Source organism: Paracoccus sp. BR5-17, from assembly GCF_055693925.1.
This window is the reverse complement of the sequence record NZ_JBVFUV010000003.1, coordinates 550,206-575,577: the sequence shown is the minus strand read 5'-3', so window position 1 is coordinate 575,577 and position 25,372 is coordinate 550,206. Positions and strand designations below refer to the sequence as shown.

26 protein-coding genes and 1 pseudogene are annotated in these 25,372 nt (G+C 70.5%); 12 read left to right on the top strand and 15 right to left on the bottom strand.

All coding sequences use genetic code 11. The annotated features are described in order from the left end of the window. Positions 1-35: 35 nt before the first annotated feature. From ACZ1HC_RS04115 to ACZ1HC_RS04100, 4 genes are all read left to right on the top strand, one after another. Complete coding sequence (locus tag ACZ1HC_RS04115; RefSeq protein ID WP_472698881.1) at positions 36-905, top strand: VOC family protein; 870 nt, start codon at positions 36-38, stop codon at positions 903-905. Positions 906-1,136: 231 nt separating this feature from the next. Beyond that, positions 1,137-1,664 (top strand): Hsp20/alpha crystallin family protein, encoded by a 528-nt coding sequence (locus ACZ1HC_RS04110; protein ID WP_472698880.1) that lies wholly within the window; start codon positions 1,137-1,139, stop codon positions 1,662-1,664. Between the two features lie 15 nt (positions 1,665-1,679). Then, positions 1,680-2,078, top strand: coding sequence for an Hsp20/alpha crystallin family protein (locus ACZ1HC_RS04105; RefSeq protein WP_472698879.1), 399 nt, complete (start codon positions 1,680-1,682; stop codon positions 2,076-2,078). 38 nt (positions 2,079-2,116) lie between these two features. After that, positions 2,117-2,608 carry an Hsp20/alpha crystallin family protein gene (locus ACZ1HC_RS04100; RefSeq protein ID WP_472698878.1) on the top strand — a complete coding sequence of 164 codons (492 nt, stop codon included), beginning with the start codon at positions 2,117-2,119 and terminating at the stop codon, positions 2,606-2,608. Between the two features lie 106 nt (positions 2,609-2,714). Here ACZ1HC_RS04100 and ACZ1HC_RS04095 read toward each other — a convergent pair whose 3' ends face one another. Further along, positions 2,715-3,203, bottom strand: a complete 489-nt coding sequence (locus ACZ1HC_RS04095; RefSeq protein WP_472698877.1) for a universal stress protein — start codon at positions 3,201-3,203, stop codon at positions 2,715-2,717. A gap of 76 nt (positions 3,204-3,279) precedes the next feature. On the opposite strand from ACZ1HC_RS04095, the gene ACZ1HC_RS04090 reads away from it, so the two are divergent. From ACZ1HC_RS04090 to ggt, 4 genes are all read left to right on the top strand, one after another. Next, positions 3,280-3,708: a MarR family transcriptional regulator gene (locus ACZ1HC_RS04090; RefSeq protein ID WP_472698876.1), complete on the top strand. Its 429-nt coding sequence runs from the start codon at positions 3,280-3,282 to the stop codon at positions 3,706-3,708. Beyond that, positions 3,705-4,892 (top strand): HlyD family secretion protein, encoded by a 1,188-nt coding sequence (locus ACZ1HC_RS04085; RefSeq protein WP_472698875.1) that lies wholly within the window; start codon positions 3,705-3,707, stop codon positions 4,890-4,892. Before ACZ1HC_RS04090 ends, ACZ1HC_RS04085 begins: the two co-directional genes overlap by 4 nt. Further along, positions 4,879-6,537, top strand: a complete 1,659-nt coding sequence (locus ACZ1HC_RS04080) for a DHA2 family efflux MFS transporter permease subunit (RefSeq protein ID WP_472698874.1) — start codon at positions 4,879-4,881, stop codon at positions 6,535-6,537. The genes ACZ1HC_RS04085 and ACZ1HC_RS04080 overlap by 14 nt, the downstream gene beginning before the upstream one ends. Positions 6,538-6,625: 88 nt before the next feature. Further along, positions 6,626-8,440 carry a gamma-glutamyltransferase gene (gene ggt / locus ACZ1HC_RS04075; RefSeq protein ID WP_472698873.1) on the top strand — a complete coding sequence of 605 codons (1,815 nt, stop codon included), beginning with the start codon at positions 6,626-6,628 and terminating at the stop codon, positions 8,438-8,440. Between the two features lie 57 nt (positions 8,441-8,497). Here ggt and ACZ1HC_RS04070 read toward each other — a convergent pair whose 3' ends face one another. From ACZ1HC_RS04070 to ACZ1HC_RS04030, 9 genes are all read right to left on the bottom strand, one after another. Continuing rightward, on the bottom strand, positions 8,498-9,049 hold the full coding sequence (locus ACZ1HC_RS04070) for a PRC-barrel domain-containing protein (RefSeq protein WP_472698872.1): 552 nt from the start codon (positions 9,047-9,049) through the stop codon (positions 8,498-8,500). Positions 9,050-9,167: 118 nt separating this feature from the next. Next, positions 9,168-11,078, bottom strand: a complete 1,911-nt coding sequence (locus tag ACZ1HC_RS04065; protein ID WP_472698871.1) for an MBL fold metallo-hydrolase — start codon at positions 11,076-11,078, stop codon at positions 9,168-9,170. A gap of 17 nt (positions 11,079-11,095) precedes the next feature. After that, positions 11,096-11,275: a patatin-like phospholipase family protein gene (locus ACZ1HC_RS04060; RefSeq protein WP_472700778.1), complete on the bottom strand. Its 180-nt coding sequence runs from the start codon at positions 11,273-11,275 to the stop codon at positions 11,096-11,098. A 1-nt stretch (position 11,276) separates the two neighbouring features. After that, positions 11,277-11,768: a DUF4142 domain-containing protein gene (locus ACZ1HC_RS04055; protein WP_472698870.1), complete on the bottom strand. Its 492-nt coding sequence runs from the start codon at positions 11,766-11,768 to the stop codon at positions 11,277-11,279. 80 nt (positions 11,769-11,848) lie between these two features. After that, complete coding sequence (locus ACZ1HC_RS04050; RefSeq protein ID WP_472698869.1) at positions 11,849-12,604, bottom strand: SDR family NAD(P)-dependent oxidoreductase; 756 nt, start codon at positions 12,602-12,604, stop codon at positions 11,849-11,851. Between the two features lie 23 nt (positions 12,605-12,627). Then, positions 12,628-12,768, bottom strand: coding sequence for a hypothetical protein (locus ACZ1HC_RS04045; protein WP_472698868.1), 141 nt, complete (start codon positions 12,766-12,768; stop codon positions 12,628-12,630). Beyond that, positions 12,765-13,373 carry a DUF2243 domain-containing protein gene (locus tag ACZ1HC_RS04040; protein ID WP_472698867.1) on the bottom strand — a complete coding sequence of 203 codons (609 nt, stop codon included), beginning with the start codon at positions 13,371-13,373 and terminating at the stop codon, positions 12,765-12,767. The genes ACZ1HC_RS04045 and ACZ1HC_RS04040 overlap by 4 nt, the downstream gene beginning before the upstream one ends. Before the next feature lie 57 nt (positions 13,374-13,430). Continuing rightward, the gene (locus tag ACZ1HC_RS04035) at positions 13,431-14,261 is read right to left on the bottom strand and encodes a manganese catalase family protein (RefSeq protein ID WP_472698866.1); all 831 of its coding nucleotides are present in this window, start codon (positions 14,259-14,261) and stop codon (positions 13,431-13,433) included. Positions 14,262-14,450: 189 nt separating this feature from the next. After that, on the bottom strand, positions 14,451-15,497 hold the full coding sequence (locus tag ACZ1HC_RS04030) for an NAD(P)-dependent alcohol dehydrogenase (RefSeq protein ID WP_472698865.1): 1,047 nt from the start codon (positions 15,495-15,497) through the stop codon (positions 14,451-14,453). 212 nt (positions 15,498-15,709) lie between these two features. Here ACZ1HC_RS04030 and ACZ1HC_RS04025 point away from each other — a divergent pair, with 212 nt between their 5' ends. Then, on the top strand, positions 15,710-16,669 hold the full coding sequence (locus ACZ1HC_RS04025; protein ID WP_472698864.1) for a TIGR03885 family FMN-dependent LLM class oxidoreductase: 960 nt from the start codon (positions 15,710-15,712) through the stop codon (positions 16,667-16,669). A gap of 46 nt (positions 16,670-16,715) precedes the next feature. On the opposite strand, the pseudogene ACZ1HC_RS04020 reads toward ACZ1HC_RS04025, so the two are convergent. Then, positions 16,716-18,372, bottom strand: a pseudogene (locus ACZ1HC_RS04020) (NAD+ synthase). A 125-nt stretch (positions 18,373-18,497) separates the two neighbouring features. On the opposite strand from ACZ1HC_RS04020, the gene ACZ1HC_RS04015 reads away from it, so the two are divergent. Next, complete coding sequence (locus tag ACZ1HC_RS04015) at positions 18,498-19,949, top strand: 2-isopropylmalate synthase (RefSeq protein ID WP_472698863.1); 1,452 nt, start codon at positions 18,498-18,500, stop codon at positions 19,947-19,949. Between the two features lie 193 nt (positions 19,950-20,142). Here ACZ1HC_RS04015 and ACZ1HC_RS04010 read toward each other — a convergent pair whose 3' ends face one another. The 3 genes from ACZ1HC_RS04010 to exbB are packed head-to-tail and all read right to left on the bottom strand — an operon-like array spanning position 20,143 to position 22,421. Further along, complete coding sequence (locus ACZ1HC_RS04010; RefSeq protein ID WP_472698862.1) at positions 20,143-21,030, bottom strand: TonB family protein; 888 nt, start codon at positions 21,028-21,030, stop codon at positions 20,143-20,145. Continuing rightward, positions 21,027-21,491 (bottom strand): TonB system transport protein ExbD, encoded by a 465-nt coding sequence (gene exbD / locus ACZ1HC_RS04005; protein WP_472698861.1) that lies wholly within the window; start codon positions 21,489-21,491, stop codon positions 21,027-21,029. Before exbD ends, ACZ1HC_RS04010 begins: the two co-directional genes overlap by 4 nt. A 3-nt stretch (positions 21,492-21,494) precedes the next feature. Beyond that, positions 21,495-22,421: a tonB-system energizer ExbB gene (gene exbB, locus ACZ1HC_RS04000; RefSeq protein ID WP_472698860.1), complete on the bottom strand. Its 927-nt coding sequence runs from the start codon at positions 22,419-22,421 to the stop codon at positions 21,495-21,497. A gap of 229 nt (positions 22,422-22,650) precedes the next feature. On the opposite strand from exbB, the gene mobA reads away from it, so the two are divergent. Then, on the top strand, positions 22,651-23,262 hold the full coding sequence (gene mobA, locus ACZ1HC_RS03995; protein ID WP_472698859.1) for a molybdenum cofactor guanylyltransferase MobA: 612 nt from the start codon (positions 22,651-22,653) through the stop codon (positions 23,260-23,262). Between the two features lie 11 nt (positions 23,263-23,273). Next, positions 23,274-23,987: a hypothetical protein gene (locus tag ACZ1HC_RS03990; protein WP_472698858.1), complete on the top strand. Its 714-nt coding sequence runs from the start codon at positions 23,274-23,276 to the stop codon at positions 23,985-23,987. Here the strand turns inward: ACZ1HC_RS03990 and ACZ1HC_RS03985 are convergent. Then, positions 23,966-25,342, bottom strand: a complete 1,377-nt coding sequence (locus ACZ1HC_RS03985; RefSeq protein WP_472698857.1) for a cryptochrome/photolyase family protein — start codon at positions 25,340-25,342, stop codon at positions 23,966-23,968. The genes ACZ1HC_RS03990 and ACZ1HC_RS03985 overlap by 22 nt on opposite strands. Positions 25,343-25,372: the final 30 nt, after the last annotated feature.

Below are 25,372 nucleotides of genomic sequence, written 5' to 3'. Positions count from 1 at the left end.
ACCCGCGGCCGCACCCCCTGCAACGGAGCGTCATCATGACCGGAACGGAATCCTTCAACATGCACTCTGCACCGATGCGCGTCGGCACCGTCCGGCTTTCGGTGCGTGACCTTGATGCGGTCGCAGCCTTCTACCAGTCGGTGCTAGGGCTGGCGCCGATGGACAGGGGGGCCGGGCACATGCTGCTTGGCACCGGCGCGGTGCCGCTTCTGGAACTGGCGGGCGATCCCTCTCTGGCCCCGAACGATCCGCGGCAGGCGGGCCTGTTCCACACGGCGTTCCTGATGCCGTCGCGGGCCGATCTTGCCCGCTGGCTGGCCCATGCGGCCGCCGCCGGGGTGGCGCTGCAGGGCGCGTCCGATCACATCGTCAGCGAGGCCGTCTATCTGGCCGACCCCGAGGGCAACGGCATTGAGGTCTATGCCGACCGGCCGACCTCGGGCTGGCACGACGCGACGGGGGCGATCCGCATGGCGACCGAACCTCTCGACGCGCAGGACCTGCTTGCCGAGGCCGGAGGCACCACCTGGTCGGGCTTTCCCGCTGGGGGCATGATCGGCCATGTGCATCTGCAGGTCGGCGACACGGCGGAAGCCGACCGCTTCTACACCGGCATCCTCGGGCTGGACATCGCCACGCGCTATCCCGGGGCCAGCTTCTACGGCAGCGGCGGCTATCACCACCAGCTTGCCGGCAACGTCTGGAACAGCCGGGGCGCCGGACCGCGGCCCCGCGGCATCAGCGGGCTGGACAGGGTCGAGATCGTCCTGCGCGATCCCCAAGCGCTGGCCGCCATCGCCGCCCGGGCCGAAGGCGCGGGCCTGGAGGTCGGCCAGGATCCGCGCAGCATCACGCTGCGCGACCCCTGGGGCACCGGCCTGGTCTTGAGGGCCGCGGCCCGGTGACGCCTGCGAAGGCCGGGTCGCGCGCCACATCCCAGGGACGGCCCGTCCGTCCGCAAGCCCCCGGATTTGCACGGAAAAGCCCTTGACAGTCCGCATTACGCTTCCTTTATCGGCGGGTGAAACGCCCCGCAGGGGGTTTCAGGACTCGCGGCAGGTTCGGCCGACTGGCGGACCGCCGGCGTTCGCCGCAAGGGAACGATCGGCAGACGCGCAGGCTTCCGGCCGCCGCCGATGCGCGGCACCGCCGACGCATGTCCGCTCCGCTCGGGCGTTTCATCTCTGCGCGGCCTCCGGGTCGCGCTCGTGACGAGACGAGAAGGAGACGAGACGATGCTGTTTCCAACGCAGATGCAGCGAAGCGACCCGTTCGCGCTCATGCGCTCGATGCTGCGCGACTTCGACCGGGTCGCACCCGGCGGCGCGGCGCAGCCCGTGTTTCCTGCCGTGAATGTCTGGCAGGGCGATGAGGCCATCGCGATAACCGCCGAACTGCCCGGCGTCGATCCGGCCGAGATCGACATCTCGGTCCGCGAGAACGTTCTGACGATCAGCGGCGAGCGCAGGGCGCCGGACCTGCCGCAGGAGGCGCGCTGGCACCGCCAGGAGCGGGCTTTCGGAAAGTTCACCCGGGCGATCCGGCTGCCCTTTGCCGCCGCCGGCGACAAGGTCGAGGCCCGCATGGCCAATGGCGTGCTGCGCGTTGTCGTTGGGCGGCCCGAGGACGAGAAGCCGAGGAAGATCGAGATCAAGGCCGCCTGAAAGCTGGAGGACGCGATGAGCAAGGACATCACCAAGACAGCCGACAAGACCGCCGCCGAGACGCCGGAAACCACCATCGGCAGCCGCATCTTCAGGCCGCTGGCGGACATCATCGAAACCCCCGAGGGCGTGACCCTGATGCTCGAGATGCCCGGCGTCGCCGCCGAGGAGGTGGAGGTCACCCTGGAGAAGCGCGTCCTGACCATCCGCGGCAAGGTCCACCCGACCGCCCCCGAGAAACTGCAACTGGCCTATGCCGAATACGGCGAGGGCGATTACGAGCGGGCCTTCACCCTGTCCGACGACTTCGATCCCGACAGGATCGGCGCCGAGGTCGCGCAGGGCGTGCTGACCGTGACGCTGCCGCGGGTGGCCGAGGCGAAGCCCAGGAAGATCGCCGTCAAGGCGGCCTGAGGCAAGACCACTCTGATCCAAGGAGAGGAGATCGTCACATGCAGATCAAGGACCTGATGCCCTGGGCGCGCAAGGACAACGCGCCAGAGCCCAAATCCGGCGAGGACAATCCCATCGCTGCCCTGCAACGCGACATGAACCGGGTGTTCGAGACCTTCTGGCAGCGCGCCGGGGACCTGCGCTGGCCCTGGGGCGCCGGCGACGCCCGGTCCGACGTGGTGGAGACCAAGGACCATGTCGAAGTGTCGATCGAACTGCCCGGCATGGAGATGAAGGACATCGAGGTTTCGGTGACCGACGACATGCTGACCATCAAGGGCGAGAAGAAGGTCGAGCGGCAAGAGGAGAAGAAGGGCTATTACCTTTCAGAACGCAGCTACGGCGCGGTCTATCGCACGATCCCGCTGCCCCCGGGCGTGGACGGCGAAAAGGCCGACGCGTCGTTCAAGAACGGCGTGCTGACCATCAGGTTGCCGCAGACGCCCGAAGCCCAGGCGAAAATGAAGCGGATCGAGGTGAAGGCCGAATGATCGGCCCCTGGGGGCGGGCCGGTCGTCAGGCCCGTCCCTGCCGGGCACGGCACCGGCTTTTCGCCCCGGGCCGCGCTCGGGCGGGACCCTTGGCCGCGGGCCGCGCCTATTCCGGCGGCCGGGGGCCGGCCGCCGCCTCGGCCGCCGCGAACAACTCGTCGTCGCCGATCTCGTGCCGCGCGACCAGAAGGCTGCATGGCAACCGGTCCGCCAGCGCGGCGGTCACCGAGGGATTGAGCCAGCGGCGCACGAACCCGTAGCGGTGGTGCCCGACCACCACCAGATCGGACCGCAGGTCGCTGACCACGGCCAGGATCCGGTCGGCAGGCTCGCCCACTTCCAGGCGGGCCTGCGGGGACAATCCCATCCGCGTCAGCCGCGCCAGGCCTTCATCCAGGATCCTGCGGTATTCGTCCATGTCGTAGGGCGGCGCATAGGGCGCCGCGGCGCCCGCCATGGACAGGCCGATGCTCGTGTCCACCACCGCCAGCAGCACCACCTGGGCCTGGCATATCTGCGCCAGCCGCGCCCCTTCCCGCAGCGCCAGACGGCCCTCGGTCGTCCCGTCATAGGCCAGCAGGATGGTGCGGTACATTCTGACGGATTTCCGATTGCAAATTCAGGGCCGGACACCTAGATAGCGTCCTATCAATTAGCCTGCAATCGGGTCTATGTCCGAAGAGATGGAATTCGCGATGGAGCTGGGCAAGGTCGCCAGGCGCTGGCGGACCCGGCTGGATTCGCGGCTGCGCACTGTCGGGCTGACCCAGGCACGCTGGATGGCGCTTCTCGAACTCTCGCGCGCGGACGCGATCACCCAGCGCGATCTGGCCGCGTCCCTGGGGATCGAAGGGCCGACGCTGGTCCGGCTTCTGGACGGGCTCGAGGCGCAGGGCCTGATCGAGCGGCAGTCCTGTCCCGAGGATCGCCGCGCCAAGCGCGTCGGCCTCACGGCGGCCGCGGCTCCGGTTCTGGCCGAGATCCGCAAGATCGCCGAGGCGACGCGCCGGGAACTGCTGGAAGACATCGCAAGGGAAGACCTGTCCGTGGCCCGGCGGGTGCTTTCGAGGATTGTCGAACGGTTGGAGCAGACCGAGTGAACAAGATCGCCGAACTTCGCAAGGACGCCGAAGCGCCCCAGCCCGGCCGGACCGGACCCGAGCCCGAAGCCGCGCCCCCTGCCGCGCCGGCCGCACCCGCGCGACGCCGGGCGCGGCCCCTGCGCCTGGGGATCATCCTGATCCTGGTCGCGGCGCTGGCCGTCTTCGGGGGCCGCTGGCTTGCCGCGCGCTGGTCGCAGGTCTCGATCGACGACGCGCGCATCGCCGCCAACCTTGTCACCGTTTCCAGCGAGGTCGCCGGAGAGGTGCTGGCGATGCCGGTCATCGCCGGCGAATCGGTCGATGCCGGGCAACTGCTGGTCTCCATCGATCCCGAGCAGGCCCAACTGGCCCTGGCCGGCGCCGAGGCGCAGATCGCCGCGCTTGATGCGCAGATCCAGCAGCTGCGCGCCCAGCAGGACATGATCCGGTCCCAGATCGAAAGCCGCCTTGCCGCCGCGCAGGCCCAGATCACCGCGGCCGAGGCGAACCACGCCGCCAGCGAGGCCGAATTGCGCAACGCCCAGAGCCAGTTCGACCGAATCACCACGCTGGCGGGCCGGCAGATCGCCACCCCCAAGGACGAGGAGGACGCCCAGGCCCGGCTGGATGCCGCGCGCCAGAACGAACTGGCCACCGCCGCCGCGATCCAGACCGCGCGGGCCAATCTGCGGATCGTCCAGTCCGACACCGGCCAGATCGAGGTGATCGACCGCCAGATCGCCACCCTTGCCGCGCAGCGGACCGGCCTGGAGGCGCAGCGCGCGCAGGCGCAGATCGACCTGCGCGAACGCCAGGTGACCGCGGCCTTCGATGGCGTGGTCGATGTCACCTTCGTGGACGAGGGCGAGCTTGTCACCCCCGGCACGCGGCTTCTGATCTATCATCGGCCCGACGAGGTCTGGGTGGATGCCAATGTCAAGGAAACCGAGTTCCGCAACATCCGGCTGGGTGCCCCCGCGACGATCACCGTGGACGCCTATCCGGGGCGCGAGTTCCACGGCGAAGTCGCGCGCATCGGCGGGGCCGCAACCAGCCAGTTCGCGCTGCTGCCAAGCCCCAACCCCAGCGGCAACTTCACCAAGGTCACGCAGCGGCTGCCGATCCGGGTCTCGATCGACGCCGAAGGCGAGGTGCTGTCGCCCGGAATGATGGTGGTGCTGAGCATCGATGTCGGGGACTGACGCGTTCTTCCAGCGCTACGGCCCGGTCTATCGGGCCTATGCCACCGGCACGGTGATGATCGCGACGATTTCCGTCGTGCTGTCGACGACGATCGTCAACGTGGCCATTCCCGACGTGATGGGCGCCTTCGGCATCAGCGCCGTGCAGGCGCAGTGGCTGTCCACCGGCTTTCTGGCCGCGATGACGGCGACCATGCTGCTGGGCGACTGGGCGGACCGCGCCTTCGGGCTGCGGCTGTCGCTGAACGTGGCCCTTGCGGTCTTCCTGGCGGGATCGGTGCTGGGCGGCCTGGCGCCGAACCAGGGGATCCTCACCCTTGCGCGCGTGGTCCAGGGGGCGGCGGCGGGCGTCGTGCAGCCGCTCAGCATGATCCTGCTGTTCCGGGTCTTTCCCCCCGACAAGCGCGGCGCGGCAATGGGCATCTTCGGCATCGGCGTGGTGCTGGCCCCGGCGCTTGGGCCCTGGGTCGGGGGCCTGCTGATCGACGCCTTCGACTGGCGGTGGGTGTTCTACCTCGGCCTGCCGCCGGGCGTTCTGGCCATCGTGCTGGCCAACCTGTTCGTGCCCGGCCGCGAGGCCCAAGGGCCGCGACCCGGCTTCGACTGGGTGGGCCTCGGGCTGCTGGTGGTGTTCCTGGCCTCGATGCTGAACGCGCTGACCAACGCCCAGCGGCTCGGCTGGGGTTCGGATCCGATCCTGCTGCAGTTCGCCATCGCCGCCACGGCGGCGCTGGGCTTCCTGTTCTGGGAACTGCGCAGCGCGAAGCCGATGCTGGACATGCGGCTTTTCCGCAACGTGCCCTTCGCCTCGGCGTCCGTCGTCGCCTTCATCATGGGCGCGGGTCTGTTCGGATCCACCTATCTGCTGCCGCTGTTCGTGCAGACGATCCAGGGCCTGACCCCGACCCAGGCGGGGCTGCTGCTGATGCCGTCGGGCTTCGTGCTGGTGCTGGTGTTTCCTCTGGCCGGGCGGCTGTCGGACAAGCTGCCCGCCGCGCTGCTGATCGGCGGCGGGATGGTGGTCTTTGCCTGGTCGTCCTGGCTGACCTCGGTCGTGGACATCAACACCGGCTTCTGGACCCTGGCCTGGTGGACCATCCTCTCGCGGGTCGGGCTTGGCTTCGTGTTCCCGGCGATCTCGGCGGGGCCGCTGAAGACGCTGCCGCGCGACCTGATCGGACAGGGTTCGGGGGCGATGAACTTCATCCGCCAGCTGGGCGGCGCCTTCGGCGTCAACCTGCTGTCGGTGTTCATGGAGCGTCGCACCATGCTTCACGCCGACGCCTTCGCCGCGACGCAGACCAGCGACAATCCCGCGACGATGGCGCTTTTGCAACAGGTCAGCCGGATGGTAGACGCCGCCGGCCTGCCCGACACGCAGGCCATGGCGGCAGCCACGCAGTTCCTGGGGCAGGCGGTCGTCATCCAGGCCAACACCGCGGCCTTCCGCGACGGCTTCCTGGTGGTCACGCTGATCTTCGTGATCGCGCTGGTCCCCACGGCGATCATGCATTTCGCAGGCCGGCGGCCCGTTCCAGCCCAGCCCGCCCCTGCGCAACCCGCCCCGTCCCCCGCGCCCGTCCGCGCGCCCCAGCCCGCCAGCGTCACCCCCCTGGGCAGGCAGGCCGCAAGCCGAACCCTCTGAGGCGGTCCCCGCCGCCGGAAGGCCGATCGCCGCTTGCGCCGGGACGGAAGGGGCCACAGACTTCCGCCAGCCATGACGGGAGGACAGGATGAGACATCCGGCATTCGCGATCGCGCTGCTTCTGGGCAGCGCCGCCTGGGCGCAGGCCCAGCAGGCCACCGACGCGGTGGCGCCCGAGGCCCCAACCGGGCAGGCGTCCGGGCAGGCCGACGGGGACGCCGCCTTCGGCCCGCTGACCGATGCCGCCCGCGCCGCCCTGGCGGCCAAGGCCGAGGGCAGGCCGGTCACCGGCCGGAACTGGATGGTCAGCGCTGCCCATCCGCTTGCCGTCCAGGCCGGGGCGCGGGTGCTGGAGGCGGGAGGCAGCGCCGCGGACGCCATGATCGCCGTGCAGACCGTCCTGGGGCTGGTCGAGCCGCAAAGCTCGGGCCTGGGGGGCGGCGCCTTCCTGGTCTGGCATGACGCCGCCACGGGCGAGACGACCACGCTGGACGGCCGCGAAACCGCGCCCCTGGCGGCACGGCCGACGATGTTTCTGGACGCCTCGGGCCAGCCGCTGGAGTTCATGGAGGCGGTGGTGGGCGGCCTGTCGGTTGGCACGCCCGGCACGCCCGCGCTGCTTCAGGCCGCGCATCGCCGCTGGGGCCGCGCCAACTGGCAGGGCCTGTTCGCCGACGCGATCCGCCTGGCCGAGGATGGCTTTGCCGTCTCGCCCCGCCTGGCCAGCCTGGTCGCGGCCGAGGGCGAGGCGCTGCAGGCCGATCCGGCGACCGCGGCCTATTTCTTTCCCGGCGGCCAGCCCGTCGCGGCCGGCGCGACGCTGAAGAACCCCGCCTATGCCGAAACCTTGCGCCGGCTGGCCGCTGAAGGGGCGCAGGGCTTCTACGACGGCCCGATCGCCGAAGGCATCGTCGCGGCCGTGCGCGGGGCGGACAATCCCGGCCTGCTGTCGCTGCAGGATCTGGCGGCCTATCGCGTGGTGGAACGTCCGGCAGTCTGCGTCGAATACCGCGCCCACGACGTCTGCGGCATGGGGCCGCCGTCCTCGGGCGGGCTGACGGTGGGCCAGATCCTGGGGATGCTGGGCGGCTATGACCTGGCGGCGCTGGGGGCGGAAAGCCCGGAAAGCTGGCGGCTGATCGGCGACGCGTCGCGGCTGGCCTTTGCCGACCGGGGCCGCTTCATGGCCGACAGCGACCACGTTCCCATGCCCACCGAGGGCCTGATCGATCCCGCCTATCTGGCCGGGCGCGGCAGGCTGCTGGCCGGCGACGACAGCCTGCCCGAGGTCAGCGCGGGAAGCCCCGGCTGGTCCCATGCCGCGCTGTGGGGGCAGGACGCTTCGCCGGAACTGCCCTCGACGACGCATATCTCGATCGTGGACCGGGACGGGAACGCCTTGTCGATGACCACCACCATCGAGAACGGCTTCGGATCGCGCGTCATGGCGAACGGTTTCCTGCTGAACAACGAACTGACCGACTTCAGCTTCGAGACCCATGACGAGAACGGCTGGCCCATCGCCAATGCGCTGGCTCCGGGCAAGCGGCCCCGGTCGTCGATGGCGCCGACCATCGTGCTGCGGGACGGGCGCCCGGCGATGGTGATCGGCTCTCCGGGCGGCAGCCGCATCATCGGCTATGTCGCCCGCGCCATCATCGCCCATCTGGACTGGGGCATGGACATCCAGCAGGCGGCGGCCGCCCCCAACATCGTCAACCGCTTCGGCCCCATGGATGTCGAGCCGGGCCTGCCGCCCGCCCTGTCCGAGGGTCTGACCGCAATGGGGTTCGACCTGAACGAGACCGACCTGACCTCTGGTCTTCAGGGCATCGTCATCGGCCCGGACGGGCTGAGCGGGGGCGCCGATCCACGGCGCGAGGGGATCGCCCTGGGCGGCTGACGCGCAACAAAAAGGGCGCGCAGGATGCGCGCCCTTTCCGGCTGGATAGGCCTGCGATTATTCGTCCATCATCCATTCGAATTCCTGGGCCGCTTCCAGGGCTTCGCGGTTGGCGGTGAAGACGATGAAGTATTCGCCCTGGGAATCGCCGTCCGGGATCACCTGCAGGTCGTCCATCGACACGGCCACGGTGCGTTCGCCCAGGCCCAGGAAGCCGCCGATGTCGGTCAGAACCGCCTCGACCTGACCGTCCTGGCTGATGACCAGGTCGCTGATCTCGCCCACGTCCTCCCAATCCTGCTCGACTTCGGTGTAGGTGGGGTTCACGTCGATCTCGGCTTCCGCCGCATAGAGGCGCTTGCCGATGAAGGTCTGCGCCGACATGTCGCCCGGCTGGGCGGTATAGCCGAAGCCTTCGTCGGACATGGCGCCGTCAGCGGGCATCGTCGTGGTGGTCGTGGCATCGGTCGCGATGGTGCCGGATGCGGCGGGCGCGGTGGTGGTGGTATCGGTTACCGGCGCGGTGGTGGTATCGGTCGCGGTCTGGGCCATGGCAACGGGTGCGGCCAGCATGGCGACAAGGGCGGTGGATGCAAGCAGCTTGGTCATGGTCATCTCCTGATCGTTTCATTATCAGCGGGTTCCGGACATTGCCCGGCTGCAGGGTCAACGGCCCGGACCGGCCAAGGTTCCCCGCGGGCTGACATTGGCCTTTCCGGGTCAGCCCTCAGGCAGCGCCCTGTCCGATGCGGGAACCAGCGGTGTAACGGCTGCGGCGGGGCAGGCCGCATCGGGCAAAGTCTCGGGCCAGTCGGTCAAGCGCGTCCTGGAAATCCGGCCCCTGGACGGCATGGCCGTGGCCGGGAATCGCCCGTTCGGGCCGCAGCGCCGCAAGCCTTCGGACCGACTGTCCCGCCGCGTCCCAGTCCGGGGTGAAATAGGCCGGAGGCCCCTGCAGATGCGGGGTCTGCAGGGCCGCGCTGCTCAGCGATTCCTGCCGGGTGGTGCTGAAGGCGTCACCGGCGATCAGGCTGCGCCTGTCCTCGTGCCAGAACGAGACATGGCCCGGCGAATGGCCCGGGGTGTGGATCCACCGCCAGCCGGGCAGACCGGGAATCGTGCCGTCCTCCGGCAGGTCCTGTAGCCGGTCGGACACGTCCAGCGGGCTGCGCGGAAACAGCGGCGACAGTTCGGCCATGCTGCCGCCGCCGACCTCGGGGGCGGGGGGCGGATAGGACCGCGTGCCGTCCAGGAAGGGCCGTTCCTGCGGGTGGGCCAGGATCGGCGCGTCCCAGTCCCGGGCCAGATCCTCAAGGACCCCGACGTGATCGAAATGGCCGTGCGTCAGCAGGATGGCCGCGGGCCGGGCCTCGCCGAAACGGTCCTGGGCGGCCGCGCGGATCGCGGGACCGCAGCCCGGAAGACCCGCATCGACAAGAAACCAGCCCCGGTCGCCGGCGCCGGGCGCGCCGATGAAGGCCACGTTGACGATGCCGCAGCGCAGCCGGACCAGGTCGGGACCGATGTCGTCGGCGACCGCGGTGGCGGGCAGCGGCACGCCGCGCGGCCCCTGGGGCTGGGTCAGGAAGGCCGCCGCCAGCGAAAAGAGCCCGTAGCCGGTCAGGAAGGCGCGGGGACCGGGGGCGCGCTGGGCAAGGCCGGCGGCCAGGCTGGCCGCGCCCTGCGCCGCGTCGATCAGCCGGTGCTGGTCAAGGTCGATGCCGCCCCCGTCCGCATCCTCGCGATAGCGGGTGGCCAGCGAATAGGCCGCCACCCCCAGCCCGGCAAGCGCAAGCGGCCGGACCAGCCGGGCGGGCCATTGCAGCGCCGAAGGCAGCACAAGCAGGGCCGCGGCCGAAGCCGCATCAAGCTGGGCGTGAAGACGGGGCGGGATCATCTGAGACTCCTTCCAGGGGGCGGGGTCCGGGGGTGCCGGGATCGCGGCGTGCAGATCCGCCAGCGCGCGGCTGGTCAGCAGCTTGCCCAGCTGCACCCGGCGTTCTAGGTTGGCCTTGCTGAAGTCGAAGGCCTTGCCGACGAATTCGTCGTCGGGATCGGTCAGCACGACGTGGCGGAAGTCGCGCCCGCGAAGATCGGCGTTGCGGATGATGCGCGCGGATTGGCCGGCGAAGAACAGTTCCTGCGCGCGGGTGGCGATGCCGTCCATGGTCTCGCTCAGCCGGCCCTGCTGCACGAACAGGTCCAGCGCGATGATCGCGGCGTCGCCCGGCCGGTCCAGCAAAGGCCGAAGCGGCAGGTTCTCGCACAGGCCGGGATCCAGCAGGGCGCGGCCGTCCAGATGCACGGGGCGGAACAGGACCGGCAGGGCGGTGCTGGCCATGATGTGATCGACCGACAGGCGGATGTCGCGGTTCCGGAAGTCCAGGATCTCGCCGGTTTCGGCGTCCAGGGCGGTCATCGTCACCTCGATCTCGCCGTCGTTCAGGCGGTCGAAGTCGATGACCCGTTGCAGAAGGCGGCGCATCGGCCCGCGCCGGAACTGGGACTTGTCCGGCGGCATCCCCGGCAGGATTTCCCACAGGCCCGGCCAGGACGGCACGAACAGCGACGGATGGCCGCGCATCAGCAACCCCGCCACGGCCGCGCGCCGGCCCACCACCGGGTGCTGCTGGCGCACATGGGCCAGAAAGGTGTTCAGCGCCTCGATCCGCCGATTCGGGGGTTGCCCGCCACCACGGCCGCAACTACCGCCCCGATCGAGGCGCCCGACATGCGCGTGACGCGCAGGCCGGACTGCTCGATGGCGGACCAGGCGCCGACATGGAATGCGCCAAGCGCATTCCCGCCGGCAAGGCAAAGCCAGGCTTCGGTCATGTCAGCCAAGCCGGCTGCTGATCGCCCGAAGCATGGACATGTGGGAATCGATCGCCGGAACGCCCACGATGGTGGCACCGCGCGCCATCGGGTTCTCGCCGCCTTCGGCATAGGCGGCGTTCAGGGCGCGCAGCTGTTCGTGGCCTTGCATCTGCGCGGCCAGATACTGCTGGTCGAACTCGGCGCCGGCCTGCATCGTGTTCATCTGTTCCAGAAGCGCGGCATGTTCGGCCGAGACCTGTTCCGAGGGCGCGGCGCCGAAGGCGCGGGCGACGGCTTCCTGCTCGGCCACCTCGAGGGTCGCGAAGGCCTGGATGGCGGGATCGGTGGCCTTCTGGGCAGCGATGCGGCTGCTCAGCAACGAGAAGTTGCCGGCCAGCAGGATCGCCTGCATGTCGGCGTCGGGGGCGGCGGCGGTCTGGGCAAAGGCCATCCGGGCGACCGGCATCACGGCGGCCACGGCGCCGGCGGCGAAAAGGGTTCTGCGCTGCATCATGTTCTCCTTGGTCAGGGGGTCCGGCGATGCCGGACGGGGTTGTCCGCCGGCCGGGATCCGGCCCGGCGGGAATGGGGTCATTCGTCTTCGGGCTTGGCCATCTGCCGATGCGTCCGGGCGACGAGGCCTGCGGGCAGGATCTCGGCCAGCGTGGCCTGCGCCTTGTTCTTCAGGCCCGGCGTCATCTGCGCCCGTCCCGCGATCATCGCGTCGTATCCCGCCTGGGCCACCTTGGCGGGGTCGTCCTTGTTCTTCATCTGGCCCAGCGGCGTGTCCATCAGGCCCGCCCGTTCGAAGAAGGCGGTGTCGGTGATCCCCGGCATCAGGCAGGTGACGGTGATGCCGCTGTCCTTCAATTCCTCGTTCCAGCCTGCGGCGAAGGTGTTCAGGAAGGATTTCGAGGCGTTGTAGATCACCTGGAAGGGGCCCGGCATGAAGCCGGCGATGGACCCGGTGATCAGGATCCGGCCCTGACCGCGGTCCCGCATCCGCCGGCCGATCGGATGGGCCAGCCGCAGCACGCCCATGACATTGGTCATCACCACATGGTCGATGCGGGCGGGATCCTGGTCCAGGAAGGCGTGTCCCAGGCCGGTCCCGGCGTTCAGCATCAGCAGATCCACGTCGCGGCTGCCCAGATGGGTCAGGACGGCGGCGATGCCTTCGGGGGTGGCGAGGTCGGCCTCGACCGCCTCGGCCCCCAGGCCGGCGGCGGCCTGGTGGATGGCGGGCTCGTCGGCGACCATGATCGCCTGGTGTCCGTCGGCGCGGGCGATGCGGGCCAGTTCCAGCCCGATGCCGCTGGACGCGCCGGTGATGAGGGCAAGGGTCATGAAGCTCTCCTGATTGCGGGCGGCTAGACGCGTGTCCAGTTGAAACACCCGGCGGGAACGCCCGTTCCGCTGACCAGCAGCGCCCCGGCCAGATACAGCCGCCAGGGATCGCCGGTGGTCAGCCGGGCAATGGTGACGTCCGAGACCGGATCGGACCAGATCACGTCCGAGGGCGCGAAGCCCGCCCGTTCCAGCGCCGCCGCCGGCTGCACGCCGGGGGCGAAGACGATGGTGGCGAAGGCCTGGCCCGCCGGAGGCTGCGCCGCCCACAGCCCCGCGCCGAGGCCGATCGCGGCCAGAACCGCCACCGTGACCGCGGGGGCGCGCCGCCCGCGTCCGGCCTGCGGCCAAGCCACCAGCCCAGCAGCGCCGGCAGCAGCCCCAGACACAGGAAGAAGGCCAGATCCCAGGCCAGCGGAGCCGGACTGTCCAGCTTGATCCGGTGGATGCCCAGAAGCCAGTGCGACAGGATGCCGTCCAGCATGTGCCAGGCCCCGAAGCCCGCCAGCAGCGCGCCGCCCGTGGCGTTCAGCCCCGCCGCACGGTGCCGCGCCCGCCACAGGCCCCACAGGGCCACGGCTGCCAGCACATACATCAGCGCATGGAACCAGCCGTCCCACAGGATCTGCAGGCGCAGATCCTCCATCCCCGGCACGAGGCTCAGCAGGTGGTGCCACTGCAGGATCTGGTGCAGCAGGATGCCGTCGAAGAAGCCGCCCAGGGCGAAGCCCAGCAGGGCCGCATGGGTGATCCACGGGTTACGTGACATCGGGACCGGTCTCCACGCCGCAAGGGGCCCGCCGGCCGTGGCCGGCGAGCCGCCGGGTTATCCGATCTGTTCGGACTGCGCGCCGCTGCCGGGCCGGGCCATGCCCAGGTCCGGGATCTGGTCGGACGGCTGCAGGGTGCCGGTGGTGAAGGTGCCCTTGCCGTCGATCGAGGCGCCTTCGCCCCAGCGGCCCGGGGCCGGTGCGCTGCCATCGGCCTGGAAGCCCAGATAGGCATAGCTGAACTCGGTCTTTTCCTCGGCCTGGGGATGGCTGTTGGGGATCGGGAAGGCGCCGGTCATGCCGCCCAGTTCCTCGAGCGCGGCAAGCCACTGGTTCTGGTGCATGGTGTCGCGCGCGATCAGGTATTGCAGCATGTCCTTCATGCCGGCGTCGTCGGTCATGTTGTAAAGCCGCACGGCCAGCGTCCGACCGGTGGATTCGGCGGCGACGTTGGCGATCATGTCGGCGGCGATGTTGCCGCTGGCATAGATGTGGGACATGTCGAAGGGCACCCCGTCGCTGTCCACCGGCATCGCCGACAGCCCCGACGACAGCAGGTTCTTGAGGTTGATGCCCCCCATGATCGCGCCCACGGCCCGGTCGCTGGCGGCCATTTCCTCTTTCATCGACAGCGGCGCGCCTTCCAGGTTCATCGCCACGGCGGTGGCCAGCATCTCGATGTGGCCCAGCTCCTCGGCGGCGGTGTTCATCAGAAGGTCGCGGAACCGCTTGTCGCCGCGCGCCCCGCAGGCTTGGAAGAAATACTGCATCGCCACGCGGATTTCGCCCTCGACCCCACCGATGGCCTGCTGCAGCGCGCGCGCGAACAGCGGATTGGGGGAATCGACCCGGACGGGATATTGCAACTTGTTATCGGTATAGAACATCGACACTCTCCGGCTGGTCGTTGAAGGTCCATCGGCCAGGGGCGCCTCACGCACCCGCAGTCATCGGCCGCACGTCCCCCAACCGGCAGGATTGCCGCGGGGTTCCCCGACGATCGCGCAGAAAAACTTTATTAACCCGTCCCGGCCGCGGCCCCGGTTCCTGGCGGCGCGGCGGGGCGGGGCGGCCGCTCAGGCCATGGTGGCGATGTCCATGACGAAGCGATACTTGACGTCGCCCTTCTGCATCCGGTCGTAGGCCTCCTCGATCTGGTCGGCGCGGATCATCTCGATGTCGGCGGTGATGCCGTGGCGGGCGCAGAAATCCAGCATCTCCTGGGTTTCGGGGATGCCACCGATCATCGACCCGGCCAGGCTGCGGCGGCGCATGATGAGGCTGAACACGTTGGGCGAGGGATGGGGCGTCGCCGGCGCCCCCACCAGCGTTATCGTGCCGTCGCGTTTCAGCAGCGCCAGGAAGGCGTCCAGATCATGCGGGGCGGCCACGGTGTCCAGGATGAAGTCGAAGCTTTGCGCATGGGCCCACATCTGGGCCGCGTCGGTCGAGACGACCACCTCGCTTGCGCCCAGGGCCCTGGCGGCCTCGCGCTTGTCGGGGGACGTGGTGAAGGCCACCACCTGCGCGCCCAGGGCATGGGCCAGCTTGACGCCCATGTGGCCAAGGCCGCCGATCCCGACGACGCCCACCTTCTTGCCCGGCCCCGCGCCCCAGTGGCGCAGCGGCGACCAGGTGGTGATCCCCGCACAAAGCAGCGGCGCCACGGCGGCAAGCTGATCCGGCGAATGGCTGATCTTCAGGACATAGCGTTCATGGACGACGATCGCCTGCGAATAGCCGCCCAGCGTGTGCCCCGGCGCGTCGGGGGTGGGGCTGTTGTAGGTGCCGACCATGCCGCCGCAGTAGTTCTCCAGCCCCTCGGCGCAGTCGGGGCAGTGCCGGCAGCTGTCCACGATGCAGCCGACGCCCACCAGATCGCCCGGCTTGTGGCCGGTGACATGGGCGCCCACCTCGGTCACGCGGCCCACGATCTCGTGCCCCGGCACGCAGGGATACAGCGTGCCCGCCCATTCGCTGCGCGCCTGGTGCAGGTCGGAATGGCAGATGCCGCAGAAGGCGATCGCGATGCGCACGTCATGGGGGCCGGGATCGCGGCGGGTGATCTGCATCGGACCCAGGGGCTGGTCGGCGGCCGGGGTTCCAACCGCGCGGATGGTCATGAAGTCTCCTTTCGCATCGCAAGAAGGGATGGCGGGGCCGCCCCCGCCGCCATCTGAACCAGAAGGCGCCCCCTGCCGCAGGCCGCGGCCGCCTGCCGTCCGGCGGCCCCGCGGCGCTGCCGGCATCGGGGCCGGCGTCGGGGCCCGGGAACTTCCCCGGCCTCAGCCGGCTTCCGGCAGGAAGCCATGAAGGGACCGCCCAGGGGGACGCCATGACGCGCATCGGATACCACGCCTCGCATGAACAGTTCGACCCTCGCGCCCTGCGCGACCTGGCGATCCGCGCCGAGGCGGCGGGATTTGCCGGCGTCAAGTGTTCGGACCACCTGCAACCCTGGAGCACGCGGCAGGGCCAGTCGGGCCATGCCTGGGTCTGGCTGGGGGCGGCGATGGGTGCGACCACGGTTCCCTTCGGCAGCATCTCGGCGCCGGGCTATCGCTATCACCCGGCGGTGATGGCCCAGGCGGTGGCGACGCTGGGGCAGATGTTTCCCGGCCGCTTCTGGCTGGCGCTCGGCACCGGCGAGGCGCTGAACGAATGGGTCACCGGCATGACCTGGCCGGACAAGGCCGAACGCAATGCCCGGCTGCGGGAATGCTTCGACGTGATGCAGGCCCTGCTGCGCGGCGAAACCGTCACCCATCGCGGCCGCATCACCGTGATCGAGGCGCGGCTGTGGTCGCTGCCCGACACGCCGCCGCCGCTGTTCGCCGCCGCGGCCACCGCCGAAACCGCGCGCCAGGTCGGCGCCTGGGCCGAGGGGCTTCTGACGCTGGGCGGCGAGCCCGCCAAGGTGGCAAGGGTGATCGAGGCCTTCCGCGAGGGCGGGGGCGAGGGCAAGCCGGTCCATATCCAGCACACGATGTCCTGGGCCGAGACGCCGGATCAGGCGATGGCCAATGCCCTGGACCAGTGGGGGCCGGTGGCCATCGGCGGAGAGATCAACTGGGACATCCGCCGGCCGTCGGATTTCGACCTGCTGGGCCGCTACGTCGGCCCCGATCAGATCGGCGGGGCGGTGCGCGTCTCCTCGGATCCCGGCCGGCACCGGGCCGACCTTCAGGCCCTGGCGGATCTGGGCGCCCAGGCGATCTTCCTGCACAATGTCGGCCTCAACCAGGATGCCTTCATCGACATGGCGGCGCGCGAACTGCTGGGCCAGGCCGGATAGCGGGCCGCGCAGGACAAGCCGCGGGGGGGACGGCAGCCCGTCCCGCCTACAGCTTGTCGCGCCAGTGGTTCACAAGCGGATAGCGCCGGTCCAGCCAGAAGGCCCTGGTGGAAATCCGCGGGCCGGGCGCGGCCTGATAGCGTTTCCATTCGCTGCCATAGAGCAGCCGTTCGACCTTGCGCACGGTATCCGCCTCAAAGCCCTGGGCGACCAGATCGGCCAGCGACAGGTCCTTTTCGACCAGACCTTCCAGGATTGCGTCCAGGATCTCGTAGGGGGGCAGCGAGTCCTGGTCCACCTGGTCGGGGCGCAATTCGGCCGAGGGCGGCTTCGAAATGATGCGCGCCGGGATCACCTCGCCCTCGGGGCCCATCATCCAGGGGCGGTGGTTGGCGTTGCGCCAGCGGCAGGTCTGGAACACGCGGGTCTTGTAGAGATCCTTGATCGGGTTGTATCCCCCTGCCATGTCGCCATAGATCGTGGCGTAGCCCACGCCCACCTCGGACTTGTTGCCGGTGGTCAGCAGCATCCCGCCGAACTTGTTGGAAATCGCCATCAGCATCAGGCCGCGCAGGCGGGACTGGATGTTTTCCTCGGTGACATCGGGCTGCGTGCCTTCCATCAGATGCGCAAGCGCCTGGGACACGGCGTCGCGCGCGCCGTCGATGCGCACGGTGTCCAGCCGCACGCCCAGCCGGGTGGCGCAATCGGCGGCATCGTCCAGGCTGGTCTGCGACGTGTATTCGCTGGGCAGCATCACGCAATGGACGTTTTCAGGCCCCACCGCGTCCGCCGCGATCGTGGCCACAAGCGCCGAATCGATGCCGCCCGACAGGCCCAGGACCACCTTGGAAAAGCCCGACTTGTGCAGGTATTCGCGCAGCCCCAGCATCATCGCCTGGTAATCCTGTTCCCATTCGTCGGGCTGGGGCGCCATCAGCCCGGGCTCGGCGCGCCAGCCTTCGGGGGTCAGGGTGAAATCGACATGGGCCAACATCTCCTCGAAGGGGAAGCTGGACGACCTTGTGGCCGCCGGGGTTCAGCACGAAGCTGGCACCGTCGTAGAGCTGGTCGTCCTGCCCGCCCGCCATGTTGACATAGACCAGCGGCAGCCCGGTTTCCACGACGCGCGCGACCATGTGGCCCATGCGCAGGTCCAGCTTGTTCCTGTGATAGGGGCTGCCGTTCGGCACCACCAGGATCTCGGCCCCCGTCTCGGCCAGGGTCTCGGCCACGTCGGGCGCCCAGCCGTCCTCGCAGATGGGCGACCCGATCCGCGCGCCCGCGACCGGATAGGGGCCGCTGATCGGGCCGCTGTCGAACAGCCGCAATTCGTCGAACAGCTGCTTGTAGGGCAGGCGGTGCTTCAGCACCCGGGCGACCAGTTCGCCGTCCTTGTAGACCCAATAGGCGTTGTACAGCCTGTCGCCCTCGGCATAGGGCCCGCCGATGCCGATGGCGGGGCCGCCGGTGCAGGCGGCGCCCAGGGCGCAGATGGCGTCCTCGGCCTGGCGGGTGAAAGCGGGCTTCAGCACCAGATCCTGGGTCTGATAGCCGGTGATGAACATCTCGGGCAGGGCCAGCATATCGGCCCCGGCATCCCTGGCGGCGGCCCAGGCCTCGCGCGCCTTGGCGGCGTTGCCCGGCAGGTCGCCCAGCGTGGCATTCAACTGGCCGATGGTCAGGCGGAAACGGTTCGTCATGATGCTGGCCCCTGGTCCTTGTGGAAAACGTGATAGGCGATGGCGCGGATAAGGAGAAGTCGGGCTTTGCGCGAAGGGTTCCCCTGCGCTAAACCACAAGGCGGAAGTCAAGGGGCGATGTGGCGATGAAGGCGGCAGGTTGGGCGGCAGTCGTGGCGCTTTTGGCGGGGTCCGTGGCGGCGGATGCGCAGGTCGTGACCAAGCAATACGACGATGGCGGCGTCTATGAGGGCACCTTCCGCAACGGCCGCCAGCACGGCCAGGGCAGCTATACCCTGCCCAACGGCTATCGCTACGAGGGCGACTGGGTCGAAGGCGAGATCCTGGGCCGGGGCCGGGCCACCTTTCCCAACGGTTCGGTCTATGAGGGCCAGTTTGCGCAGGGCAAGCCTCATGGCACGGGCAAGATCACCTATGCCGACGGCGGCACCTACGAAGGCGACTGGGTCGAGGGCGAGATCACCGGAAAGGGCGTGGCCCGCTATGCGAACGGCTCGGTCTATACGGGCGACTTCGTCAAGGGGCTGCACCAGGGCAAGGGCGTGCTGACCCAGCCCAACGGCTATCGCTACGAGGGCGACTGGAACGCTGGCGTCAAGGAAGGCCAGGGCAAGATCACCTATCCCGACGGCGCGGTTTATGAAGGCGGGATGCTGGCGGGACAGCGCGCGGGCAAGGGCCGCCTGACCATGGCCGACGGGCTGATCTATGACGGCATCTGGTCGGCCGGGCAGATGTCGGGAAGCGGGGTTCTGGTCCAGGCGTCGGGCGACCGCTACGAAGGCCAGATGCTGAACGGCAAGCGCGAGGGCCAGGGCATCGCCACCTATGCCAACGGCGACGTCTACGAGGGCGAGTTCAAGTCCGACCGCCGCCACGGCCAGGGCACCTTCACCGGAACCGACGGCTATGTCTATATCGGTTCCTGGGTCGAGGGCCGGATGGAGGGCGAGGGCCAGATCACCTATCCGGACGGTTCGATCTATCAGGGCCAGATGCAGGCCGACCGCCCCCACGGCAGGGGCAAGATCACCTATCCCGACGGCGCCACCTACGAGGGCCAGTGGTCCCAGGGCGTGATCGAGGGCGAGGGCAGGGCCAGCTATGCCAACGGCATGGTCTACGAGGGCGGCTTCAGGAACGCCCGCAACCACGGCCAGGGCCGGATGACCTATCCCGACGGCTATGTCTATACCGGCGCCTGGGCCGATGGGCAGCGCCACGGCGAAGGCCAGGCGACCTATGCCGACGGCACCGTCTATACCGGCAGCTTCGTCAACGGCCTGCGCGAAGGCCAGGGCAGGCTGACGACGCCGGACGGCTTCGTCTATGAAGGCGGCTGGAAGGCGGGCGAGATCGACGGACAGGGTGTGGCCACCTATGCCAGCGGCGACCGCTACGAGGGCAGCTTCGTCGCGGGCAAGCGCCAGGGCCAGGGCGTCATGCGCTATGCCAGCGGCGAGGTGGCGTCGGGCCAGTGGGACCAGAACCGCCTGGTCGAGGCAGGCCCGCTTCCCGGACCGGCGCCGGGGCAGATCGAAGCCCCCTCCATGCCGGCCGAGGCGCCCAGCCCCTGAGGATGCGGTCCGGCAGGCGGATCGGGCGAATGGGACTGCGGCCGGACGACAGGGGCTGCCCAATCAGGGCGCCAGAGTCCTGCGGCGGGGATCCGGCGGCGCGATCCCGGGCGGCGCCTGACAGCCCCGCCGGCGCCAGGACGGGGTTGCCCAGGCGGATCGCCGCTGCCAGGGCACGCGGCCGCCGGCAGCGTCAGCGAACCTGAAGGTTGATCGGCAGATCGAAGGCGTAGCTGGCATCGGTCAGGGCCGCCGGGGCGCCGGGGCAGCGTCCCGCGCGCTGTGCGGCCTGCAGCGCCGCCTGATCCAGCGCCGCGATGCCGGACGATCCGGCGATCCCGACCCCCTGGATCGCGCCGCTGCGCGAGACCGAGAGGCGCAGCGTCACGCGCCCGCCTTCGCGGATCCCGCGCGGGGCCGAGGCGCGGCGGCTGATGCAGGACCGGATCTGGCCGCCCCATTGCGACATCAGGCTGGCCTTCTGCTGCGGGCTGGGTCCGCTGGCGCCCGTGCCTCCGGCGCCCTGGTCGGCGCGGCGGGCCTGCTGTTGCCGGGGCGCTGCGGGCTGTTCCTGCCGGGGTTCCGCCTGGCGCTGCCCACCGGCTTCGCGCGGCGCCTGCGGCCGGGTCCGGGCCTGCGGCTGGGGGTCGCGCTCGGGCCGCCGCTCGGGGCGGGCCGAGCTGTTCAGGGCCACCGAGGCCGGCGCCTGCAGATCCGGCGGGGCGGGCGGAAACAGCCGCGCCATGTCCTCCAGCGGCTCGAGTTCCGGCAGGGGCGGCAGGTCCAGAGGCTCTGCAGCCGGGGCCGGCTGCGGTTCGGGTTCGGGTTGGGATTCGGCTTCGGCTTCGGGCCGGACCGGCTCCTCGGCCGCTTCTTCGGCGGGGGCGAGGGCTTCCTCGGCGGGCTCCTCGGCGGGGGCGAGATCGACATAGACCGGTTCAGGCAGCCCGGGGGGCGGGGCATCCGCCTCGGCGCGGTGCAGAAGCCACAGCCCGCCGCCCAGATGCGCCGCCAGCACCAGAGCCGCAGCCCCGCCCCACAAGGCGCCTGCGCGGATCAGGCTGCCCGCCCGGCCGCTCATTGCGGGGGATCCCCGGCCGGTGGTTCCGGCGCGGGCGCGGCGGCGGTGGCCGATTCAAGCCCCACCAGGGCGATCTTCAGATAGCCCGCGTCGCGCAGGGTGTTCATCGTGTCCATCAGGTCGCCATAGGCCACCGCGCGGTCGGCGCGCAGGAAGATGCGCTGGTTTCGGTCGCCGCCGGTCGCCTGGGCCAGCGCGGCGGCAAGGCCGCCCGGGGCGATGTCCCGGTCGCCAAGCGCCAGCGTCAGGTCGGGCCTGACGGTCAGATAGACCGGCTGATCGGGACGTTCCGCGGGCGTCGCGTTGGACACCGGCAGATCGACATTGACATCGACCGTCGCCAGCGGCGCCGCCACCATGAAGATGATGAGCAGCACCAGCATCACGTCGATGAAGGGGGTGACGTTGATCTCGTGGTTCTCGACCAGATCATCGCCGCTTTCCCGGATCCCGCCCGCCATGGCTCAGACCTTTCCGGCCGGGAGGCCGCGGAAGTCCAGGTCGCGGCTGACCAGCTGGCGGACGCCCGCCGCCGCATTGGCAAGGCGCAGGCGATAGCCGGTGATGGCGCGGGCGAAGACGTTGTAGATGACCACGGCGGGGATGGCCGCGACCAGGCCGATGGCGGTGGCCAGCAGCGCCTCGGCGATGCCCGGGGCCACCACGGCCAGGTTCGTGGTCTGGGATTCCGAGATGCCGATGAAGCTGTTCATGATCCCCCAGACGGTGCCGAACAGCCCGACGAAGGGCGCGGTCGATCCGATCGTGGCCAGGATGCCGGTTCCCCGCGCCATGCGCCGGCCCTCGACGGCCTCGATCCGCTCCAGCCGCGATTCGACGCGCTCCTTGATGCCCCGGTCGCCCGCGACCGTCAGCGCGGGCTGGGACCGGCGGTATTCCTCGGCCGCCTCGTGGATCATGCGCGAGGCCGCGTCGCGGCGGCTGCCGCTGGCCGTCAGGGCGGCGTCCAGGCTGCGGGCGGCCTGGATGCGGCGGATGGCCTTTCGCAGCCTGCCGCTTGCGCCCCACAGTTCCAGCGCCTTCGCCACCAGCACCGTCCAGGTGATGACCGAGGCGATGGCAAGGCCGATCATCACCGCCTTGACCACCACATCCGCCGCCTGGAACATCCCCAGGGGCGAAAGGTCGTGGGGCAGGTTCGGGTCGCGGGCGGGCGGGGCCAGGACCGGCGCCAGGGCGTCCTGCACGGCCTCGGGCAGATAACCCGGCGCAGGTTCGGCGGGTTCGGCAGCCGCCGGCGCGGTGGCCCCCGCTGCAGGGGCCGGGGCCGGATCGGCCGCGGGCGTGCTGTCCTGCGCCTGGGCGAGGCTTCCCAGCAGGCAGGACAAGGCAAGGGCAAGGCCAAGGCGGCGCGGCGGCAGGTGGATCATGCTGTTCCCTGGCTTCCTGACCCGCCCAAGGCGGGTCCTGTTGCATCCCGGCGGGATCGCGCCCGCAGACGATGACGGGTATCAATCGCCCATGTAAAATTGTCAACTATTCAGCCGGGCATCGGCGGCCGGATGCGCGGCTGGCCCGATCTTGGGCCGGTTCCGGCGGATGCCGGCAACCGGCGCCGGCCCCCTTGCCGATGCGCCCGAGCCGCGCCACAAACGGCCCATGAGCCCACCACCCGTCATCATCCTTGCCGGAGGACTGGCCACCCGCATGGGCGGCGGCGACAAATGCCTGCTGGATCTGGGCGGCCAGCCCATGCTGGCGCGGATCGTCGCCCGGCTCGGGCCTTCCTCGGGGCCGGTGGCGCTGAACGCCAACGGCGATCCGGCCCGCTTCGGGGGGTTCGGCCTGCCGGTCCTGCCCGACAGCCTGCCGGACCATCCCGGGCCGCTGGCCGGGATCCTGGCGGGCATGGACTGGGCGGCCAGGACCGGGGCCGCGCGGATCCTGTCGGTGGCGGGCGACACGCCCTTCTTTCCCGCCGATCTTGCCCGGCGGCTGGCCGGGGCCGGCGGCGGCATCGTCCTGGCCGCCAGCCGCGACGCCGAGGGCGGGATCCACGAACACCCGACCTTCGGGCTGTGGCCCGTGGCCCTGCGCGGCCCGTTGCAGGCCTTTCTGGCCGCGGGCGGGCGCAGGGTGCGCGGCTTTGCCCGCGATCATGGCGCCCGGCTGGCCGTCTGGGAGGCAGGGGGATCCTGCGATCCCTTCTTCAACATCAACACGCCGGCCGATCTGGATCTGGCCCGCCAGTCGCCCTGCTTGCAGGGCTAGCGGAAATCCTCATGCGCAGAATGCTTCCCATCCTCGTGCTGCTGGCGGCTGTCGCCTTTGCCGTCTCGCCTTTGCTGTCGAACGGCTTCGGAGGCTATCGGCCCGACCAGTTCCCGATCCCGCAGGCCGATCCGCCCATCCAGCCGGCCGGCTGGGCCTTTTCGATCTGGGGGCTGATCTTCGCCTGGCTGGTGGCCGGATCCGCCTTCGGCGCCTGGAGGCGGCGCGAGGATCCCGACTGGCAGCCGATGCGGCCCGCGCTGCTGGTCAGCCTTGCCCTGGGCGCCTTCTGGATCGAGACGGCGCATCGCGACCCCATCGCCGCCACGGTGCTGATCGTGGCGATGCTGGTCCCGGCGCTGATCGCCTTCCTGCGCGCGGGGCGGCGGGACGCGGTCTGGCAGCGGCGCCCCGTGGCGCTCTATGCGGGCTGGCTGACGGCGGCGACGGGGGCCTCGTTCGGGGTGGTGCTGGCCGGCTTCGGGGTGATGTCCCAGCAGGCGGCGGCGATCCTGTGCCTGCTGGCTGTGACCGGCGCGGCCCTGGCCGTCCAGGCGGCGCGGCCGGGCGAATGGGGCTATCCGGCCGGGGTGATCTGGGCGCTGATCGGGATCTTCGCGGCGAACCTGGCGACCGCGAACATGCCGGTGCTGGCCCTGTCGGCGCTGGCGATCCTGATACTGGCATGGCGCGCGGCCGGGGGCTATCGCCTGAACCGCCCATAGGCCTCCAGCGCCCGCTGCCGCCCCTCGTCCAGCCCGACCGGGGCTTGCGGGCGGGCGTCGGGATCCAGCCGCCACGACCGCGGCACGGCGGCGGCGAAGGCACGCGACCCGGCGGCGCCGGGCTTGAGCCAATGGTCCTGATAGCGGCGCCCGGGGTCGAACCGGGCGGCCTGGCCCTCGGGGTTGAAGACCCGGAAATAGGGCGAGGCATCCGGCCCGCAGCCCGCCACCCATTGCCAGTTCATCGCGTTGCTGGCCGCGTCCCAGTCCGTCAGGCAGCGGGCGAACCAGTCCAGGCCGATCCGCCAGTCGGTCATCAGGTGCTTGACCAGATAGCTGGCGGCGATCATCCGCACCCGGTTGTGCATCCGCCCCGTGGCGTAGAGTTCCCGCATCCCGGCATCCACCATCGCCACGCCGGTGCGTCCCTGCCGCCAGGCCGCCGCGTCGGGGTTGTCGCCGCGCCACGGAAAATCGTTCCATTCCGGCTTCCAGCAGTTGCTGGCCATGTCGGGGGCGGCGTCGAACAGGTCGCGGGCAAAGTCCCGCCAGGCCAGTTCACGCAGGAAATCCTCGATCCCGCCCGCCCCGGCGTGCTGGGCGTGCAGCGCCCGGTGCCACAGCCGGCGGGCGCTGATCTCTCCTGCCGCCAGGGCATCGGACAGGCCCGAGGTCACGTCGGGATCGGCGGGAAGATCGCGCCGCCGGGCATAGCCCGCGTCCACCCGGTCCAGGAAAGCGTCAAGCCGGTCATGCGCGGCGCCTTCCCCCGCCCGGACATGGCGGGCGACGATATCCCAGCCGCGGTTCATGGCGGCGCGGGCCTCGGGCCAGTCGATGCCGTCGCTGTCCGGCCAAGCCGCGGGCGGGGACAGGCGCGGGGCGGGCAGGGGGGTGGCGATGGGGGTGCGGCGCAGCGCCCGCCAGAAGGGCGTGAAGACCTTGAAGCGCGTGCCCCCGCCCGTCAGCACGCTGCCGCGCGGCACCAGATCGGCCAGCGGATGCAGGTGCAGCCGCGCGCCCGCCTGTTCGGCCACCGCCTGCAGCCCCGCATCCCCGGCAAAGGGCATCCCCTGCGAGGTGTGGACGGCCCGGGCGCCGCTGTCGCGGATGACGCGGGCCAGCACCTGGGCCGGATCCCCGCGTCGCAGGATCAAGCGGCTGCCCGCCCGGCGCAGCCTGGCGTCGAGGTCGGGCAGCGCCATCGCCTGCCGCTGCGCAGAGGCGGGATGATCCCGGGCCTCGGCCGGGTCGAGGATCACCAGCGGGATCACCGGCCCGTCCTGGGCCGCGGCGACAAGCGCGGGATGGTCGTCCAGCCGCAGCACGCGGCGAAACCAGCAGATGACGGTCATGGCGTTCCTTTCCTTGCTTCCCCGGTCACG